Raw genomic sequence first — 18,396 nt, 5'->3', positions numbered from 1 at the left:
TGACTAAAAAGCCCTCTTTAAACAATAAACCTAATCTGGAGAACGAAAGTCAGAAAAAGCACTAAAACGCTCCTTCTCTACACTCCCCACGCACTTCACCACCATACTCTGAAATAGTACGTTCAATCTCAAAATACCCTTGCGTACAAAAACCTGTTTCCAACATCTTTTGTTCAAGGGCCCAATCAAAGTAACTTTCAACTCGACGAGTCGAACCCACTTTTCTCACTGACTCATTTTGCGTTCGCCGCTGAGGGCTGGTATTCGCCACAACAGGCGCAGGTATATCACGTCGCTCTCGATTTATGCTGAATGTAAAACGCTTGGCGCCATTGGGGGCGATCTCAGTTTGAAAAGACTCCACCATCCCGGGAATAGGCCCATGGTTAGAACAAGCTGAAAGCAACAAAAAAAATAATAGACCTGTTATTGTTCTCTGTCTGAGTGGAAATTTGTCAATCCGGGTACTATTCATTCCCATTCTGTCCTCTGAATTTATACACCATTTCAGCTAAAAGGCCTCTCAGCCCCCTTTTTCATCTCTTATTTAAACACTACGGTTTTATTCCCATGGATAAATACCCGCTCCTGCAACACCAATTGCAGGGCCCGGGAAAGTACTAGCTTTTCAACATCTCTACCGGCATCTGCCATAGATTCTGCGGAGTAAGCATGGTCTACATGAATGACATCCTGCTCAATAATCGGCCCTTCATCCAGGTCATCAGTAACAAAATGCGCTGTGGCTCCAATGATCTTCACACCACGTTCATAGGCCTGCTGGTAGGGCTTTGCTCCAATAAAGGCAGGTAGGAAGGAGTGGTGAATATTGATGATGCGACCGCTATAGCGGGCTACAAAATCAGAAGTGAGTACACGCATATATTTGGCCAGTACCAGGTAATCCGGGTTGTACTCATCTACCAACGCAGCAACCTGTAGCTCATGTGCCACACGATCCATCCCTTCCGCAGGCACGCAATGGAAGGGAATATCAAACTTTTGTACCAGGCTCGCCAGATCAGGGTGGTTACCGATCACTGCTGTGATTTCCACATCCAAAGCACCTGAATAGCATTTCATCAGTATATCCCCCAAGCAGTGAGGCTCACGGGTAACCATCAGCACCAGGCGTTTCTTACGCTCTGTCGAAACCAGGCGCCGCTCAGCACCTTGAGGTAGGGCCATATCCAGATCTTCCAGGAAAGTTGCATCATTGAAGATCCCTTCAAGGGCGGTACGCATAAAGAAGCGCCCCTGTTCCCGGTCTACAAACTCGTCATTCTTGATGATATTGAGCTGGTGCTTGTAGCAAATGTTGGTAATCTTCGCGATCAGCCCCTTATCATCAGGGCAGTCAGTCAGCAGTATCTTCTTTTCCATGGTCAAATTTCAGGCCAAATATCCAGAGTCCAGACTATACACTATGCCGACTTTACGATTCAGCGATCCATTTTGGGGAGAACATGGATAAAAACCTTTACGCCGATCATATGGCCACCCTGTGCCGCCGCTACGACGAAATCCTCGAGCAGAGCGGGTTTGATACCCTCAACGTATTCAGTGGCGCTCCCAAGGTACAGTTCCTGGACGATAACTATTACCCGTTTAAGGTGAATCCCCACTTTAAGGCACTGGTTCCCATTACCGACAACCCCCACAGCTGGGTTATCTATCAGCGCGGACAAAAGCCAAAGCTTTTGTTCTACCGTCCAGTAGACTTTTGGCACTATGTACCGCCGGCACCCCAGACCTTCTGGAGCGATTTCTACGATATCGAGCTACTGAGCAAGCCGGCCGATGCCCAGGCGTTCCTGAGCCCAGAGAATGCTGCTTTTATCGGTAAGAGCGAAAAGCTGCAAGGCTGGTCACTGGGGGAGGAAAATCCGGAGCTTCTGATCAACCGCTTGCACTGGGCCCGCGCTTATAAAACGCCTTATGAGGTCGCCTGCCTGCGTGAGGCGAACCGTATTGCGGTCAATGGGCACCGCGCCGCCGAGCAGGCTTTCCGCAGTGGCGCCAGTGAATTTGAAATCAACCAGGCCTACCTGGGCGCTGCTGGCCAGGGCGAGAACCGTATGCCCTACGGCAATATTGTTGCCCTGAATGAACACGCTGCAATCCTGCACTACACCCACCTGTCTACTGAACGCCTGCCTGAGTCGCAATTGAAAAGCTTCCTGATCGATGCGGGTGCCGACTGCAATGGCTACTGCTCCGATATCACCCGCACTTATGCTTATGCCGATAACGAGTTCGCAGAGCTGGTAACGGCTATGGATGAAAAACAGTTGCAGCTGGTGGACGGCCTCAAACCTGGCCTGCCCTACCCGGAACTGCATCGCCAGTGCCACTTAAGCGTGGGGGAGCTGTTGGCCCAATTTGGCATTATCAAAACCTCTGCCGAGAGTGCTGTGGAATCCGGCTTAACTCGCCCATTCCTGCCACACGGTCTGGGTCACTTCCTCGGCCTCCAGGTACACGATGTCGGCGGTCACCAGACCGGCCCCGATGGAGGCACGACACCCCCACCGGCCGAATACCCATTCCTGCGTACCAGCCGAACTATCGAGGAGAACCAGGTATTTACCATCGAGCCGGGACTCTACTTTATCGACAGCTTATTGGGAGAGCTGAAAGACTCAGACCTCGCTGCCGAGGTTAACTGGGATAAGGTCGACAGCTTCCGCCCCTACGGCGGCGTGCGTATTGAAGACAATATTGTTGTACACGCATCCGGTAACGAGAACCTTTCTCGCACCCCTTAGTTCATAGACTAAAGCAATACTGTGAGAGTGCTTACAAGTAAGCGCTCTCGCAATACCTTTACCTTACTCCGAAAGTTAAAACATTAAAGAACGCCCTACCGCTCCCGCTTTTCCTCTCGCCGCTTGCGCCCCTAAGCTGCTTGCCCCCTCACCGAAAAGAAGCCAAAGTCCATCACCGGTATTACAACAAGAAAAGGGACAGTTCATGAGAAAAAAAACACTGACAACGCTTATCGCAGCCACAGTTCTAGCCGCAGCCAATAGCGCTTATGCAAAATCAATCGAGTATATTTTTTACGATAAAGAGGGCATTGCGGGCTCAGAAATTATTCACCAGGATGGAACAAAGGTATCTGGTGAATTAAAGCTCGGCTGGAATAACCGCCGCCTAAACCTCAAGGAGAGCTTCACTATCGGTGAGGCGGCAATGCCCGAGCAATTATCCATTGAAGGGATCAGCCCATTTGGTGCTCCAGTCAGCGAAGAATTTTCCCTGGAAAATGGTGTCGCTCGCTGGAAAGGTTCCGATGAGCACGGCAGCGCAAAAACTTCCGAAGCCCAATTTTATATTCCCAAGAACAGCACCCTTGCCGTACAGGCGCAATTGGTAAAAGCACTGATTGCCGATGCAGATCAATATATTGATTTACTGCCGCAAGGACAAGCACGCCTCCATAAGCTTGATAAAGTTACCCTGCAGCAAGGCGAGAAAAAGAAAACGGTCCACCTTTATGGCGTAAGCGGCCTGGGCTTTACCCCAGATCTCGCCTGGTATGATGACAATGGGGATTTATTTGCCTCCGATGAGGGGGGATGGTTCGCCATCCTGCGCAAAGGCTGGGATAAATCTCACCTCGAAGAACTGAAAACCCGGCAAGTCGCAGCCGCAGACCAGTACCTGCAAGGTATTGCCAAGAAACATACCCACACATCAATCCAACCCATCCTGATCAGCAACGTCAACCTGGTTGATGTTGAATCTGGCAAACTACAGAGAAAGCACCATGTTCTGATCAAAGATGGAAAGATCGCAAAAATCAGTAAAAAACCGATCAAAGCCAACGGGGCAACCACCATTGATGCCCGTAACCATACGCTGATCCCCGGCCTCTGGGATATGCACGCCCACTTATCCCCTACCGATGGTGTTCTGAATATGGCCGCTGGCATTGTTAATGTTCGCGACATCGGTAATACCCATGAAAGTATCATGCGTATTGAAGGGATGTTTGAGTCAGAGCAAATCATTGGCGGCGACCTATTCCGCGCGGGCTTTATGGACCGGGAAAGCGAAAATGCCATGCGTATGGGCAAGACTGCAGACAGCCTGGAAGAAGCCAAGGATATTGTCGAATGGTACGCGGATCGCGGCTATCAGCAAATTAAAACCTACAGCTCAATGGAGCCCGAGTGGATCGCTCCCTTAGCCAAGCATATCCACGAAAATGGTATGCGTTTATCCGGCCATATCCCTGCATTTATGACCGCCGAGGAAGCCGTGGACGCGGGCTTTGATGAAATTCAGCATATCAATATGCTGTTCCTGAATTTTATGGGCAAGATAGATACCCGTAAAAGACTGCGCTTTACAGAAATCGGGGAGCACGCCCACGAGCTGGATCTGGATAGCAAAGAAGTGGCTACTTTCCTGGATAAGCTAGCCAAGAAAGGCACTGTCGTAGACGCAACCACCACCGTATTCAGCTCGATGTTACTGCGCCAACCGGGCAAAGTAGATCCTGAATTTGCCGATATTACCGACCACCTTCCAGTGAATATCCAGCGCGCTTTTGTTGGGGCCGAACTGGATGTGAAGCCGGAACACCGGGATGACTACGACCTTTCAGCGGAAGCCCTGCTGGCCATGATGCTCAAACTACACGAGCATAAGGTCACTATGGTCGCGGGCTCCGATGGCATCCCCGGATTTACCCTGTTACGTGAACTGGAACTCTATGCCAAAGCCGGTATTCCCAATATTGATGTGCTACGCACAGCCACCCTGGTACCGGCGCAGGTTATGGGGGCCGACGAGTACACTGGCAGTATTGCGGTGGGGAAAAATGCAGACCTGGTTTTACTGGAGGGAAATCCTCTCGAGGATATTACCGCGCTGCGTCGCACCGCACTGGTGCTCGAGGGGCAGAATATGTATCGCCCGGATGAGCTTTACACAGCTTTGGGTATTAAACCTTTCCACCCTTCAGTGCCATTTGAATTAAATAACACTACTACAGTAGCCGCCAAGTCCCAGTAAGCGAAAAAAACAGTAGCGGAAAAAACAGAAAAGAAAAAACCGGCAATCCAAATGATTGCCGGTTTTTCTACTTATAAATTGACTAAGCCAGTTCTGTACGCACAGTACGCGCAGCCTCTACCATATTCAGCAAGGATGACCCCACCTCAGCCCAGTTACGGGTTTTAAGGCCGCAATCCGGATTTACCCAAAGTCTCTCAACTGGCACCACCTGTGCAATTTTCTTAAGCCGCTCCACCAGCTCACCCCTATCCGGCACATTGGGAGAGTGAATATCGTAAATGCCAGGTCCAATTTCATTGGGGTAACCACCAGCCTTGTCGGCAAAAGCGCTGAGCAGGCGCAGGTCAGATCTCGCAGATTCAATAGTAATCACATCCGCATCAAGGGAAACAATCGCATCCATAATTGCATTGAAATTGCTGTAACACATATGAGTATGGATTTGCGTTTCCGCTTTCACTTCACTGCAGGTATAGCGGAAACAACCCACCGCCCACGAGAAGTAATCTGCATGTTCTGATTCTCTCAGGGGCACCCCTTCGCGCAGAGCCGGCTCATCTATCTGAATAATACCGATACCCGCCGACTCCAGGTCCAGAACCTCCTCACGCAAAGCCCTGGCAATTTGCAGGCAGCTCTCACTGCGGTGAATATCCTCTCGCGGGAAGGACCAGTTGAGAATCGTTACCGGGCCAGTCAACATGCCTTTTACAGGTTTTTTGGTAAGGCTCTGTGCGTAGCTGCTCCACTCCACAGTTATTGCCTGGGGCCGGGAAATATCCCCAAAAATAACTGGCGGTTTTACACAGCGGGAACCATAACTCTGCACCCAACCATTGCCGGTATGCACAAATCCATCAAGCTGTTCACCAAAGTACTCAACCATGTCATTGCGCTCCGCTTCACCGTGAACCAGAACATCCAAGCCAAGAATTTCCTGCCGCCGGATCGCTTCAGCAATCTCCGCGCGCAAATGCTCCAGATAATCTTTTTCACTGATTTCACTATTGCGATACTGGCGGCGAACCTTGCGCAGTAGATCAGTCTGTGGGAATGAACCGATAGTCGTTGTAGGCAGCAGTGGTAATTGCCAGCGCTCAGCCTGCACGGAAACACGCTCCAGGTAACCCTGTTCACGCCATGTATCCCGTAGCTGTTGGGCAACTGAACCGCTTTTATCACCGCTCTTCAACTCGGTTACGGTCGTACTTACCTCTTGATCTAGAAGACTTTGCAGGTGCACCAGCTCATCCAGTTTTTGGCGAGCGTAGGCAAGTTTTTGCTTTTGCTCCACGGGCAGGGAGATTTCAGTATCCAGGTCTACCGGGCTGTGTAGCAACGAACAACTGGCTGAGATCCAAAAGCGGTCACCCAGCTTTTCCGCCATTGGCTTCAGGACACGCTGCCATTTATCCAGATCTGCACGCCAGATGTTACGTCCGTTCACCACACCCGCAGAAAGTACCTGCTTATCACCAAGGAGATCGCGGGCGGTATTTAATTCTTCAGGCGCTCGTATACAGTCAAGATGCACACCATCCACTGGCAGAGAGAAAGCCAGCTGTAGATTTTCCCGCAGTGGGGAAAAGTAAGTTGCCAGGAGTAAATTCAGGCTGCCAGAATCCGCGCCAATCCCCTTGTATGCACCAATAAATACAGAGCGCCATTCTTCTGGCAAGTCCAAACCCAGGATTGGTTCATCGAGCTGTACCCACTCCACACCGAGATCAGCCAGCTGCGAAAACAACTGTGTGTAACACGGCAACAAACTCGGCAACAGTGCCAAAGCGCTATCAACGCCTCTTCCCAACCATAGGTAGGTTAAGGGACCCATTACTACCGGCTTTACTTTATGCCCCTGAACCTGAGCTTCACGCACTTCATCCAACAACCATTCACTATCCAGGGAGAAGGCCTGTTGATCAGTAAACTCCGGTACCAGGTAGTGGTAGTTAGTATCAAACCACTTGGTCATGGCACTGGCCGCAACCGGCTGCCCAGAGGGAGCTCGCCCCCGCGCCAAACGAAAGTACTGATCCAGTTTGTTCTCCGCGGCACCTTCAGAAAAACGATCGCCCACCACACCAAACATCAAAGAGTGATTCAGTACCTGGTCATACCAGGCAAAATCTCCCACTGTCACCCAATCCAGACCGGCATCACTCTGTGCCTGCCAGTTGCTACGACGTATTTCCTCTCCCTCCTGCAAGAGTTGCTGCTGGGAAATTTCCCCACGCCAGTATGCCTCCTGGGCCTTCTTTAACTCACGATTGGCCCCGATACGGGGATAGCCAAGAATATGTGTCTGCGCCATGTCTCTGTTACCAAGTCCATTCCTGTGAGGGAGCATCGCTCCGTGTATACGGTTGTTCGCGGTAAATCGCCGGTTCCAGATCCCGTCACACACTCCGCGATAATTCAGACTTGATTGTGTCGGCACAGTGTTATTCAATCAATTTCATATTTTTTGCGGTTAACATGAATAAATTTAAAGATGATTGAGCTGCGCCAACTACGTGCCCTTTGCACCCTAAGGGAGACCGGCAGCCTGGTCCGAGCCGCTGAGAGGCTGCATCTAACCCAGTCGGCACTATCCCATTTATTCCGGGAAATGGAGGAGCGCCACGACCAGCCGTTATTTGTGCGCAAATCCCGCCCGCTACGCTTTACCAGCGCAGGACTGCGTCTGTTACAGCTCGCTGACGACATACTGCCGCGGGTGGCCGTCGCACAGCGCGACCTGGCCCGGCTCGCTTCAGGCCAGTCTGGCCGTCTCAATATCGCCATTGAATGCCACAGCTGTTATCAGTGGCTGATGCCAACCCTAAATACCTACCGCGACGACTGGCCCGAAGTAGAGCTGGACCTCTGTAGTGGATTTCACTTCGCACCGCTACCGGCACTAGTTCGCGGCGATCTGGATCTCGTGGTCACCTCCAACCCTGATTCAGAGCTGAAAGGTATCCACTACTACCCTCTGTTCAGCTTCGAGATGTGCTTGGCGCTCAGCCGTAACCACCCCTTATTACAAAATGGCAAGCGGCGCTGGGTCACCCCCAATGACCTGGACGGAGAAATACAGATCACCTATCCCGTGGAGCGGGAGCGCCTGGATATATTCCAACATTTCCTCGACCCGGCAGGTGTTGAACCCGCAGATGTGCGTACGGCAGAATTGACGGTTATGATGGTGCAACTGGTGGCCAGTGGCCGTGGTGTCTGTGCCCTACCCGACTGGGCCCTACACGAATACCTACAAAAAGGATTTATTGCGCAATTGCGCTTGGGGGAAAAGGGCCTCTGGAGCACCCTCTACGCAGCGGTGCGAGAGGAAATACTGGAGCAGGCTTACTTGGCTGACTTCCTTCAAACAGCGCGGGATACCTGTTTTTCCCACTTGAAGGGCATTCGCGCTGCCACTGGGGATAAAAACCGACAGGCCGAATTAACCACAGAGACATAACGGGAGCGGGTGCACACACTCGCCACAATTGATAAGCCTCTTCTCGGGCATTGTTTTTACAGGAGATTTACCTATGTCAACATCGAACGAAGGCTGGAATTCAGTCAGCAAGGGCTTGCACTGGTTATTTGTGATTCTACTGCTGGCCGTATGGGGCGCTGTAGAGCTACACGAGTTCTTCGACCGGGAGGACCCCATGCGCGGCTGGTTTGTACGCCTGCACTTCTCGTTGGGTGTTGCTGTACTGATGCTGCTGGCTATTCGCCTTTACTGGCGTGCACGTCACAAGCGCCCGGAAATTCAGGGAACTACTTGGCAGAAGGCCGTTTCCAAACTGACACACGGCGCCCTTTACCTGGTCTTGTTGGCAATGCCGGTATCCGGAATTGCCATGCGCCAGCTGTTTGGCCGGGATACTGAATTTTTTGGTCTCTTCGCATTGCCACGCCTGCTAGAGAAAAACCCCGACCTGGGCAAGCAGCTCGCCTTCCTTCACAAAGACGTTCTATGGCCGGCGCTGTTGATATTGGTTGGCCTGCATATTGCCGCCGCCCTGTGGCATCACTTTGTGAAGCGCGATACCACCCTGACCCGTATGCTGCCGCAGCGCTAGCACCAGAGAGTAGAAAAAGCGATAAACTAAAATGGTTTATCAAATAAAAAACGGCGCCTTCGGCGCCGTTTTTTATAGGGGCTATATTACTCCCCGCTATTCTCCCGCTTGAACTTGGGCTTTCCTTTTGGCTTATCTTTCGACTTACCCTTGGGTTTACCTTTCGGTTTACCCTTGGGCTTTGAGCTCGCCTCATCAAAGCGTGATATCTTCATCGGCTTTCCAGACACACGCACTTTTTTCAGGTGCTGGAAGACTTCTTTTGGCATTCCTTCAGGCAGGTCCACCGTAGTGAAATCCGGGTAGATCTCAATACGACCAATGTAGGAACTATCCAGCTCCACTTCATTGGCAATTGCGCCAACAATACTGCCAGGCCTTACACCATGTTCGCGTCCGATTTCGATACGGTAGCGCTCCAGGCCTTCGTCCGGTGCCGGCAATTTGCGGTCTTTCTCATAACCACCTCGCTTGCGGCCGCGCGCCCCTTCGAAGTCATCATCGCGCTCGCGTCGTTCTCTGCGCTGCTTGGGCTCCTGCTCTTTGATCAACAAAGGCTGATCGCCCTGAGCCATCGCAGCCAGCGCCGCGGCTACATCCAGTGGGTCCACTTCATTTTGTGCCAGGAATTCCTCTACCAGCTGGCGGTAGGGAGCCAGATCAGTTTGGCCTTCCAATGTTGCGGTAATACGTTCGCGGAAACGCTGCATACGAGCACTGTTAACCGCCGCCGCGCTTGGCAACTCCAGCTTTTCAATCGGCTTTTTGGTGGCCTTCTCAATAATTCGCAGCATGCGACGCTCACGCGGTGCCACAAACAGGATGGCATCACCTTCACGGCCTGCGCGACCAGTACGGCCAATACGGTGGATATAGGCTTCGGTATCGTAGGGGATGTCGTAATTGATCACATGGCTGATACGCTTCACATCCAAGCCTCGCGCCGCCACATCAGTGGCCACTACGATATCGAGCTTGCCATTCTTGAGCTTATCGATCACCGCCTCACGCAGGTTCTGTGCCATATCTCCATTCAATGCTGCACTGGCGAAGCCACGCGCCGCCAGCTTATCCGCGAGCTCCACAGTGCTGTTCTTGGTGCGCACAAAAATAATTGTGGCATCCACTGGCTCAGCTTCCAGAATGCGGGTCAGTGCATCCAGCTTGTGAAGACCACCCACTGGCCAGTAACGCTGGCGAATAGTCTCAGCAGTCTCGGTCTTAACCCGAATTTTGACTTCTACCGGCTCCTGCAGGTGCTCTCGGGCGATACGGGCAATCTCTTTGGGCATGGTCGCAGAGAAAAGGGCAATCTGGCGCTCTTCGGGAATTTGTTCCAATACCCATTGCACGTCATCAATAAAGCCCATGCGCAGCATTTCATCGGCTTCATCCAGTACCAGTGTACGTAAGTTGGAGAGGTCCAGAGAACCGCGGCGCATATGGTCCATCACCCGACCTGGAGTTCCCACTATTAACTGTACTCCGCGCTTCAGCTGCTGTATCTGTCCACGGTAGTCTGCACCACCGTAAATCGGTGCTACATGAAAGCCTTTAAGTTTGCCTGCATAGGCCTGGCAAGCTTCTGCCACCTGGATTGCCAGTTCACGGGTCGGCGCCAATACCAGCGCCTGGGGGCGCCGGTCACTCAAATCTAACTGGGAAAGCAGCGGCAGCGCAAAAGCAGCTGTTTTGCCGGTACCAGTTTGTGCCTGGCCCAGTACATCGCGGCCCTCCATTAAGGAAGGGATAGTCTGCGCCTGAATTGGGGACGGAGTCTCATAACCAAGCTTTTCAATGGCATTGAGGATTTCAGGCGGCAGGCCCAGCTGGTCGAAGCCGGCCGGTTTAGGGGTATCGGTCATTTCGGAATTCACTTGAAGCCAAAGTCCCTATCGAGGGACCGGAGCGGCGGGTCAAAAGGCCGCGCAGTCTAACAGGTTAGTCGATTTAGATCAGCCTATTTTTTAAACAAAGGGTGACCAGTGCAACTGAAAGCCTTTAGGAGATGCCGTATTAGGCTGAGAAGGAGCAGGGAGTTGGGAGCACCCATGCTTTATACGGCATCTGTACTACAGGTTTCGACGGAAACAGGTCCCTGTGCTGCTAATACGGCAACTGATTGTAAGTGCTTTATCACTCCGTCTATTGTCTTATCAATGCCTTTGGAGAAGCTACCGTCAATCTGGGTTTGCTCGTAAAGATAGGTATGGAAACGCTGAAAATATGTAAAGTCTACTTTCTCGGGTGATGACCAGAAGCTGGCTAACTGACCTTGATGGGTTAATCCGGGGATATCGTAAAGTGCACGACCAAGCACCTTGGTAGGAACTTTATGCAGCAATGCTGAAATACCCACCGTACTATTGATTGTCACAACCCCCCTGGCATGATCGAGCAGAGTGGGTAGGTGTAAATCGTGGCAGTAGATAACCCTTCCGACAATACTGTACCGCTCGGCCAACACATCAATCAGCTTCTGGTAATGGCAAAAGCCTCTATCCATAGGGTGATGTTTGATAACAACCACTGTGCCCTCTGGAGCATTCTGGGCAAAGGACTTCAGCACTACATCGATGGCGTTTTCTATAGAAAGAAGGTCGGAATGCCTCCTAAGCTGAAAATCATCTCGGGTCTGCAGGGGAAACAGGAAAAACTGCTGACTCAGATTTGAAGTTAACCGATCAGTCAGCTTATGCTCCGTAATCTTGTAAAGTCCCTTGCGAACAAAGCTGCGAAGCCAGTTAGTACCCTCCTCCAGCCAATCACGACTGCGGTGATGCCGGTAATAAGGGAATTCTGACTGTCCAAAACGCATTGCCAAGTAATATTCGATCGCAAAAAGTGCTCTATGCCAGAACGTTTGCCCTACGGGAAGCCCTTTCTGGCGTCCATTAGGTTCGTACTGGTTAATTATCTCCTCAGACCAATCCCTCTGGGAGAAAGCATTTACTCCTCCCCACTCCAGAGTTACGAAATCTGGGCGCAAGTATCCCTCTTCGAATACACAAAAAGGGATTTGAAGTGATGAACAGATTTCTCTTGCCGTGGCGTGGTAACGTCGGCAATCGCCATAGACAAAGACCGCCTCAGCCTCCTTGTCTAACAGGTATTGGCGAAAAAAGAATGGCCAGTCATCCTCGCTACCGGCGAAATCTTCCTGGAAATCCGCCCACGCAAAAAAGCGATCACCGCCGTTAAAGTTGATTTTATGGGTGATCACACCATGTTGGGATAGCCTTTTCGCCACCCTGGCGAAAAATGGACCATGAGGCCCCTGTAGAAATACTGCAACAGACATAAATTGATCTACCCCTGAGTATCAATAAGCTGGCGCAATACAACTTGTCGGTAGGCAAGTGTAGGAGGAGAGAACAGAAACTTGCCTACGCATTTCGATACCACAAAACCTAAGTTAGTCAACAACCCACAGTGAGGTATTATCTCATCTAAAGTCAAGCTCCTAAAGCCTCCTCTAACTCCGCAATACCGCTCTCTACAGATCAGTGACAAGCCAAGGCCTATACATTGAACCTTTCTTAATAGCTATTTACAAAGACAGCGTCTGTATTAGTGGAAATTGAGAGTCGATTAATTTAGGCCTTTACCTATTTTCATAGACGCAAATAAATCTATCGCCCGCCAATTGCCAGTGCCCGGAGAAAAAGCATCTTATATCAAGAAAAAAAATATGCCATCACACACAAATACAGCGCATGTGTCCCTTCAAAGTAGACTAACAGTCCAGATATAACCGCACCCTGTTTTTTACCCAACAAATTTTTATCACTGCGCACAGCCGTACGTCATCGGTGACCAGTTTAGTGCAGCTCAAAGACTAGATGCAGCGCAGTTGCAATCGTTTGCAGCTTGAATTGAATAAAACATCTTCCCCTTAAATAAAATCACTGCCAAAACTCAGAAAAGCGAAAAACCATTAAATACAAAACCACTGATCAACTCTTTTTGCAAAGCAAAACTCTATGACTCGCCTCAATCTTTAAGACAGCATTGATAGCAACCATAAGCGAGACAGATAATCCCAGGAAAACTTAAGAATAAAGTTACCTTCAACAACAAAACAGGACTCGCAACTAGAGAAAAGGGCATTAACTTAAAAAAGATGAAGCAATTCCTGAAAAGAACCCAAATACCGTAAATCCCACTCAAAATTAGACTGTAATTAGAAAATAATGCGATTATTTAAAGGTGCGAGATCAACATCAAGAAAACACAAAACCAAATAACCTAAATGAAAATATATTTCACAAAGACCTGTATTACATATCTTCTAAGGTAGAAGTCTACGCCTAGCCAACAACCGCTTAAACTAATAACGCAAAAATTTACTCCGATACCAACAGAAAAACTTAAAGAAAATATTATTTCGGGCACTCAAATTTCGTTCAGACTCTAACAGCTCAACTGTTGTCTCTGCGTCTATATACTCCCCAGTATTTCTATCCACATATACCGGATAAAGCAATAAAGTAGCCGCAATTAGTTGATCCAGACTTAAGTGGCGCTGCCTACGAGACTTCAGTTCAAATAAGTCTTTTTTACTCATCTCCCTGTTTTCTATAAGTTTATCATTTGTGAGACCCCAGCCTGCATAAAAAGGCAGGCCATAGGTTACCACCCTTACCCCGCGCATCAGAGCCTCAAAGCCGCTCAGTGAACTGAGTGTATGTACTTCATCTACATTTTCTAATAAAAAAGAAAAATCACCCTGCTCTACTATTAAATCAAACAAAGACTCAGCACCTGCCGGCAGCGCTCCCAGTCGAGCTCCGGCTACCACATCCGGGTGGGGTTTATACACAATATATGCCCCTGGATTATCGCGCCTTACTCTTTCAAGCAATGAAAAATTACTTTTTAATTTTGGTGAGCCATAGGCAATGGATGCATCACTTTCGACTTGACCAGGAATCAGGATCACTTTCTTATCTGAGGAAATACCTAAACTGGATATTGGCTTACAAACACTTAAATTGTATTTAGTTAAGCGTTTTCTGATCAGCGATTTTTGTAGCTTTCTGGCCCTATTTAATAATGACTCTGGAAAAACCCCAAAATTTAACAGCGCCTCAAGATCACTTGGTTGCTCCGCATCAAAATAGATACCACGAGAGTCAAAAACCAGCGACTTTGGCGAAATTAAATCTGCTCCCAAACCAACAGAGCGTAAGAAACCATCCTCTACCCTCCATAAATTTAAGTTTGAGCGCTTACATTCCTCCTTTAATTCACTCGACGCTCGACTTGCCCAAACCAGGATATTGGTACCGATATCCAGATTTCTTGCTTCGCTATACCTTTTAGAGAATTTCACCCTATCCTTATTTCCAAGGAAATCAGGAATAAATCGACGCTTCCAAGCTGAAAACCCAATGCCCTGCCACTGTCCCCGAAACCGGTTCCACTGTCTTTTTTGTTCCGCAATGAGTCCAACAGTATCCTCAAATTCACACTTCTGTCTTGTGTAGGGATTTATATATCGACAATAGCGCAGGTAAGCAGCGTCGAAAATCTCCGCCAAAGTACGCTTGATTCCACGGCGTTCTGAGCTTTGGCGATCCTTGGTCAAGCCCCAACCAGCATAAAAAGGCATACCAAAACAATGCACTTCTTTACCAGCAATTAGTGCATCAAAGCCCAGCTGGCTACTTACCACATAGACCTTTTCAACTCGATCAAAGATTGCCCAAGGAGAAATATCCTGGGTAAGTATCTTACAGCCTTTTTCCTCCGCCAGCTCTTCCAGATATCCGCGTTTCTTTCCCGCAATAACATCTGGATGAATTTTTACTAATATTTCAGCCCTAGGATTTTCACAGATGGCGCTTTCCAACATTTGCTGGAAATGTTTTGTTGAAGCTAATCCTCCACTAACAGATTTGTCGCCATAGGTTTGGTCAACTACCAACACATAAGCGCGACTGTCCGGTAATTCCAGGGGAGTATCATCAGCAGAGTTGTATTTACAAAGTCTATAGCTTCGTAAAAGCCGGAGCCCTGCTTCTGCTCGCTCTATCTCTTCTGCCGAACAAGCAGATTCTCCGATCAAGGACTCAAGATCACTTGGGCGGGAGGCATCGTAATAAATACCTGTCTGATCAACAATTAAGCTGTGGGGTTCAGCGCCCTCAACCCCCAGACCCAGTGATCGCAAAAATCCATCTTCAATACAGGAATAAGGTAAATTTGAGCGAACGGCTATACGTTGCGCCTTAACCGCAGTAGCCTTAAGACCCCAACCAACCATATGGGTAACAGACTTACCTGGTTTTGACAGCACATACTGACAGGGAGCCCCTAGAAAATGCTCCAGGTTGCGCAATCGGCTAAGGCCCAGCGAACAATATCCGATTACAGACATTGTCGAGCCCCACTTAATAACTTCTCACGTAATTGTTTATCATCCGCTAAATGTAAAATGCCATCTACCCAGGCCGAAGTCTCCATAGGCACCAACAAACCATTTTCCTGATGACGAATCACCCTGCCATAAATATCCCCATTCGCATATATTCCTACAGCACCAGCCCGTGTAATATCAAAAAACTTAGTGTAAGACCGGGCTTTATTAAATGGAGTGTCTAGCAACGGTGCCAAACCTATAGTTCGCCCTGGCCTTTGCAACATGGATAGATAGGTTGACCATTTCATAGGATGTATTACTTTTACTCTTGACATCCCTCGAAACAGGTTATTTACACGCCCATCACCGATAACTTCGAAATTCAAACTTGAATTTCTTTGCAATACTTTCTGAATTATTGGGACCAACCAGCGAATTTCTTCAATATGCGATGCAGAACCATGATAGAAAACTGTTAGAGGTTGACCTCCACTACAATCTATCTGCTGCGCCTGTAATAACTGTGGAGACCATTCCTGATACTTGCTCTGTAAATATGGCGTTGAGACCAACAGACCTGCCCCTATGGACTTCAGCCAACCTTGTCGTGACCAACTATAACGAAAAATCTTTAGTTGATAGCGGAGGGGCAAGCCAACAAAGGCAGACCAATCAAATAAATCGTCATCAATAAATAAATAAATTTCTGACAATTTACTAAGATTTTTATGGATAAGAGACTGCCATGATCTGGGGATATAACGTACAAATATCAATCCCAGGCCCTCAAGCTCATCACCACTAAGAACTTCCGAAAAAGACAACCGCTGTACTTGTGCCCTTTTCTTCCGCAAATAAGGAATAACAAAATAATCCGTAGAGGGGTTTGGGCCCTCTTCAACGATCAACCAGCGGTTCGCATTATCCAATTCAGTTCTCAAAAGCTTCAATTCTCAAAGGGAAATACGATTGGCAATAATGTTAGGACAGTCAAAGAGTATGCAATGGTGAGAGGTAAACCCGCACGCAGGAAGTCCCTTAAGTGATACCCACCCAAGTTTTGCACTATCAGATTGGTCTGGTAGCCAAATGGAGTCAAAAAACTTGCGCTGGCCCCATAGGCCACGGCCATTACAAAAGGCACCCAACTCACCCCAAAACTCTCTGCCAAACTCCAGGCAAGGGGGAAAGTAAGCGCGGCGGCTGCATTATTCGTCATCAGTTCGGTTAGGACTAAGGTCAGTAAAAATATACCCACCAGACCAGCCAACGGTCCCCACCCAGCAAGCATACTCCTCAAACCACCAGCCAGCGTGTCCGCCAAGCCACTAACAGCAAAGGCCTCTGCAAGTACCAAGGCACAGGCAATAATTAACCATATCTGGAAAGGGAAGCGTCGCTGCATCTCAGTAGTCGATACGATACCCAGCCCTATCATGCCACCCAGCAATACCACCAGCCCTTTCAGCAACGAAAAATAGCCGAGCGCCGCACCGGAAACTACGGCAGCAAAACCAAGGCCCAGCAGCCAGTTATCCCGCCGTGAAAGTTCACGCCGTACTTCAGTACCGCTTATCACATAAAAGTTCTTATCGATATTTAAGTGATGCTTGAAATCCGCTCCCACTGCCAGCAGCAGCGCATCTCCCGCGCGCAGCTCTATCTCCCCCAGCTTCCCTGACAACCGTTCACCGCCACGGCGCATAGCAACTACAGCAGCGTCGAAACGAGTACGAAAGTTGCACCCCTTTAGGGTTTGGCCAAGGATACTGGAACTGGGCGTTACCACCACCTCGGTGAGATTCAGGTCCAACTTCTCATCTTCCAGAGCGAAAAGGCGTAACCCCTCAATATCCTGTAAACGTCCCAGATCTCGGACATCACCACTAAAAATCAGCTTATCCCCACAACGGAGCACCTCTGAAGGTGCCACTGGACTTATGATTTGATTACCACGAACAATTTCGATCAAGTAGAGGGTCTCCAGCTGGCGCAAGCGGTTCTGTTCAACGCTCTTGCCATCCAGGGGTGAATCTGCCACTACCTCTGCTTCCAGCAGATATTCAGTCACCGGCTCCTCAGTTACCGCCCCTTCAGGTAAAAGGCGATTACACAACAACAACACTGCCAGCCCCACTAAGGTTGCGGCCAATCCTACTGGCAAAAAAGTGAAGAACTCCAGGCCTTGCAGGCCACGGTCCAGCACGAAACTATTAACAATCAGGTTGGTAGAAGTGCCTATCAAGGTCAGGGTTCCACCGAGAATAGCGGCATAGGAAAGTGGTAATAGCAGCTTTGCTGCCGGTAAACGGCGTTGTCCTTTGACGCTGGACGCCAAAGCTGCCACCACAGCAGTATTGTTGAGAAAAGCTGAACTTAGCGCTGTTGCAGTAGTTAAGCGCAGAAGGCTGATCCTCAGGGAGCCATTGATCAACCCTTCTGAAAGAGCCCGCAACCAACGGGCCTTCTCCAACCCCACCGATACCAGTAATAAAATTATCAATGTCACCAAACCCGGGTTAGCCCCCTTCTGTAACACCGACTCCGCAGGTACCAATCCGGTCAAAAAACAGGCTCCTGCAGCTGAAGCAAAGACCAGAGAAGGGCGGAAACGTGTGAAAATCAGGGAACCGATTACCAGGGTAAAGATACCCGCAACAAAAAATTGGGAAAGTGTCATAAGATCAGGGCACCGCTCTGGTTACCGATACGAGAGTTTGTTTTATTGCAGGCCTGGGGCAACAACAGATTATGCCAAAACTGATCCGGTTATGCTGCCCGCCCAAAGCTTCCTATATAGTTATGCCCGTAAGCCCCCAGCCTTACCGCCAAGCGCAACAGAAGAGCATCCATACGCGCCACTTTCTTAATATGGCAAGCTGGCAAATGCAAAGAAGTCCCCATTAGAATAAATCAGCGAATATAGCT

General features: G+C 49.3%; 12 protein-coding genes. 4 read left to right on the top strand and 8 right to left on the bottom strand.

The features are described from left to right. Positions 1 to 61: 61 nt before the first annotated feature. On the bottom strand, positions 62 to 475 hold the full coding sequence (locus G367_RS0105595) for a hypothetical protein (protein WP_157533366.1): 414 nt from the start codon (positions 473 to 475) through the stop codon (positions 62 to 64). A 68-nt stretch (positions 476 to 543) separates the two neighbouring features. Continuing rightward, complete coding sequence (gene purU, locus G367_RS0105590; protein WP_020412126.1) at positions 544 to 1,383, bottom strand: formyltetrahydrofolate deformylase; 840 nt, start codon at positions 1,381 to 1,383, stop codon at positions 544 to 546. Between the two features lie 83 nt (positions 1,384 to 1,466). On the opposite strand from purU, the gene pepQ reads away from it, so the two are divergent. Together pepQ and G367_RS0105580 are read left to right on the top strand one after the other, a co-directional pair. Continuing rightward, entirely contained in the window at positions 1,467 to 2,768 is a 1,302-nt protein-coding gene (gene pepQ, locus G367_RS0105585; protein WP_020412125.1) for a Xaa-Pro dipeptidase, read from the top strand. Between the two features lie 205 nt (positions 2,769 to 2,973). Beyond that, entirely contained in the window at positions 2,974 to 5,025 is a 2,052-nt protein-coding gene (locus tag G367_RS0105580; protein WP_020412124.1) for an amidohydrolase family protein, read from the top strand. An 82-nt stretch (positions 5,026 to 5,107) separates the two neighbouring features. Here G367_RS0105580 and metE read toward each other — a convergent pair whose 3' ends face one another. Further along, positions 5,108 to 7,342, bottom strand: coding sequence for a 5-methyltetrahydropteroyltriglutamate--homocysteine S-methyltransferase (gene metE, locus G367_RS0105575; RefSeq protein ID WP_020412123.1), 2,235 nt, complete (start codon positions 7,340 to 7,342; stop codon positions 5,108 to 5,110). A 180-nt stretch (positions 7,343 to 7,522) separates the two neighbouring features. Between metE and G367_RS0105570 the strand changes: the two genes are divergently transcribed. Continuing rightward, positions 7,523 to 8,491 carry a LysR family transcriptional regulator gene (locus tag G367_RS0105570; RefSeq protein ID WP_020412122.1) on the top strand — a complete coding sequence of 323 codons (969 nt, stop codon included), beginning with the start codon at positions 7,523 to 7,525 and terminating at the stop codon, positions 8,489 to 8,491. Positions 8,492 to 8,564: 73 nt separating this feature from the next. Then, positions 8,565 to 9,104: a cytochrome b gene (locus G367_RS0105565; RefSeq protein WP_020412121.1), complete on the top strand. Its 540-nt coding sequence runs from the start codon at positions 8,565 to 8,567 to the stop codon at positions 9,102 to 9,104. A gap of 86 nt (positions 9,105 to 9,190) precedes the next feature. Here G367_RS0105565 and G367_RS0105560 read toward each other — a convergent pair whose 3' ends face one another. From G367_RS0105560 to G367_RS0105540, 5 genes are all read right to left on the bottom strand, one after another. Then, the gene (locus tag G367_RS0105560; RefSeq protein ID WP_020412120.1) at positions 9,191 to 10,969 is read right to left on the bottom strand and encodes a DEAD/DEAH box helicase; all 1,779 of its coding nucleotides are present in this window, start codon (positions 10,967 to 10,969) and stop codon (positions 9,191 to 9,193) included. Positions 10,970 to 11,160: 191 nt separating this feature from the next. Continuing rightward, the gene (locus tag G367_RS0105555) at positions 11,161 to 12,405 is read right to left on the bottom strand and encodes a capsule polysaccharide biogenesis protein (protein WP_020412119.1); all 1,245 of its coding nucleotides are present in this window, start codon (positions 12,403 to 12,405) and stop codon (positions 11,161 to 11,163) included. Between the two features lie 1,029 nt (positions 12,406 to 13,434). Next, the gene (locus tag G367_RS0105550; protein ID WP_211214884.1) at positions 13,435 to 15,372 is read right to left on the bottom strand and encodes a capsule polysaccharide biogenesis protein; all 1,938 of its coding nucleotides are present in this window, start codon (positions 15,370 to 15,372) and stop codon (positions 13,435 to 13,437) included. 104 nt (positions 15,373 to 15,476) lie between these two features. Continuing rightward, complete coding sequence (locus G367_RS0105545; protein ID WP_026304935.1) at positions 15,477 to 16,409, bottom strand: glycosyltransferase family protein; 933 nt, start codon at positions 16,407 to 16,409, stop codon at positions 15,477 to 15,479. Between the two features lie 5 nt (positions 16,410 to 16,414). Then, the gene (locus tag G367_RS0105540) at positions 16,415 to 18,148 is read right to left on the bottom strand and encodes an SLC13 family permease (protein WP_020412116.1); all 1,734 of its coding nucleotides are present in this window, start codon (positions 18,146 to 18,148) and stop codon (positions 16,415 to 16,417) included. Between the last annotated feature and the right edge of the window lie 248 nt (positions 18,149 to 18,396).

It is taken from the genome of Microbulbifer variabilis ATCC 700307 (assembly GCF_000380565.1).
GTDB classification, from domain to species: Bacteria; Pseudomonadota; Gammaproteobacteria; order Pseudomonadales; family Cellvibrionaceae; genus Microbulbifer; species Microbulbifer variabilis.
Note: the sequence above shows the minus strand (reverse complement) of the source record. Positions and strands in the feature narration are given on the sequence as shown.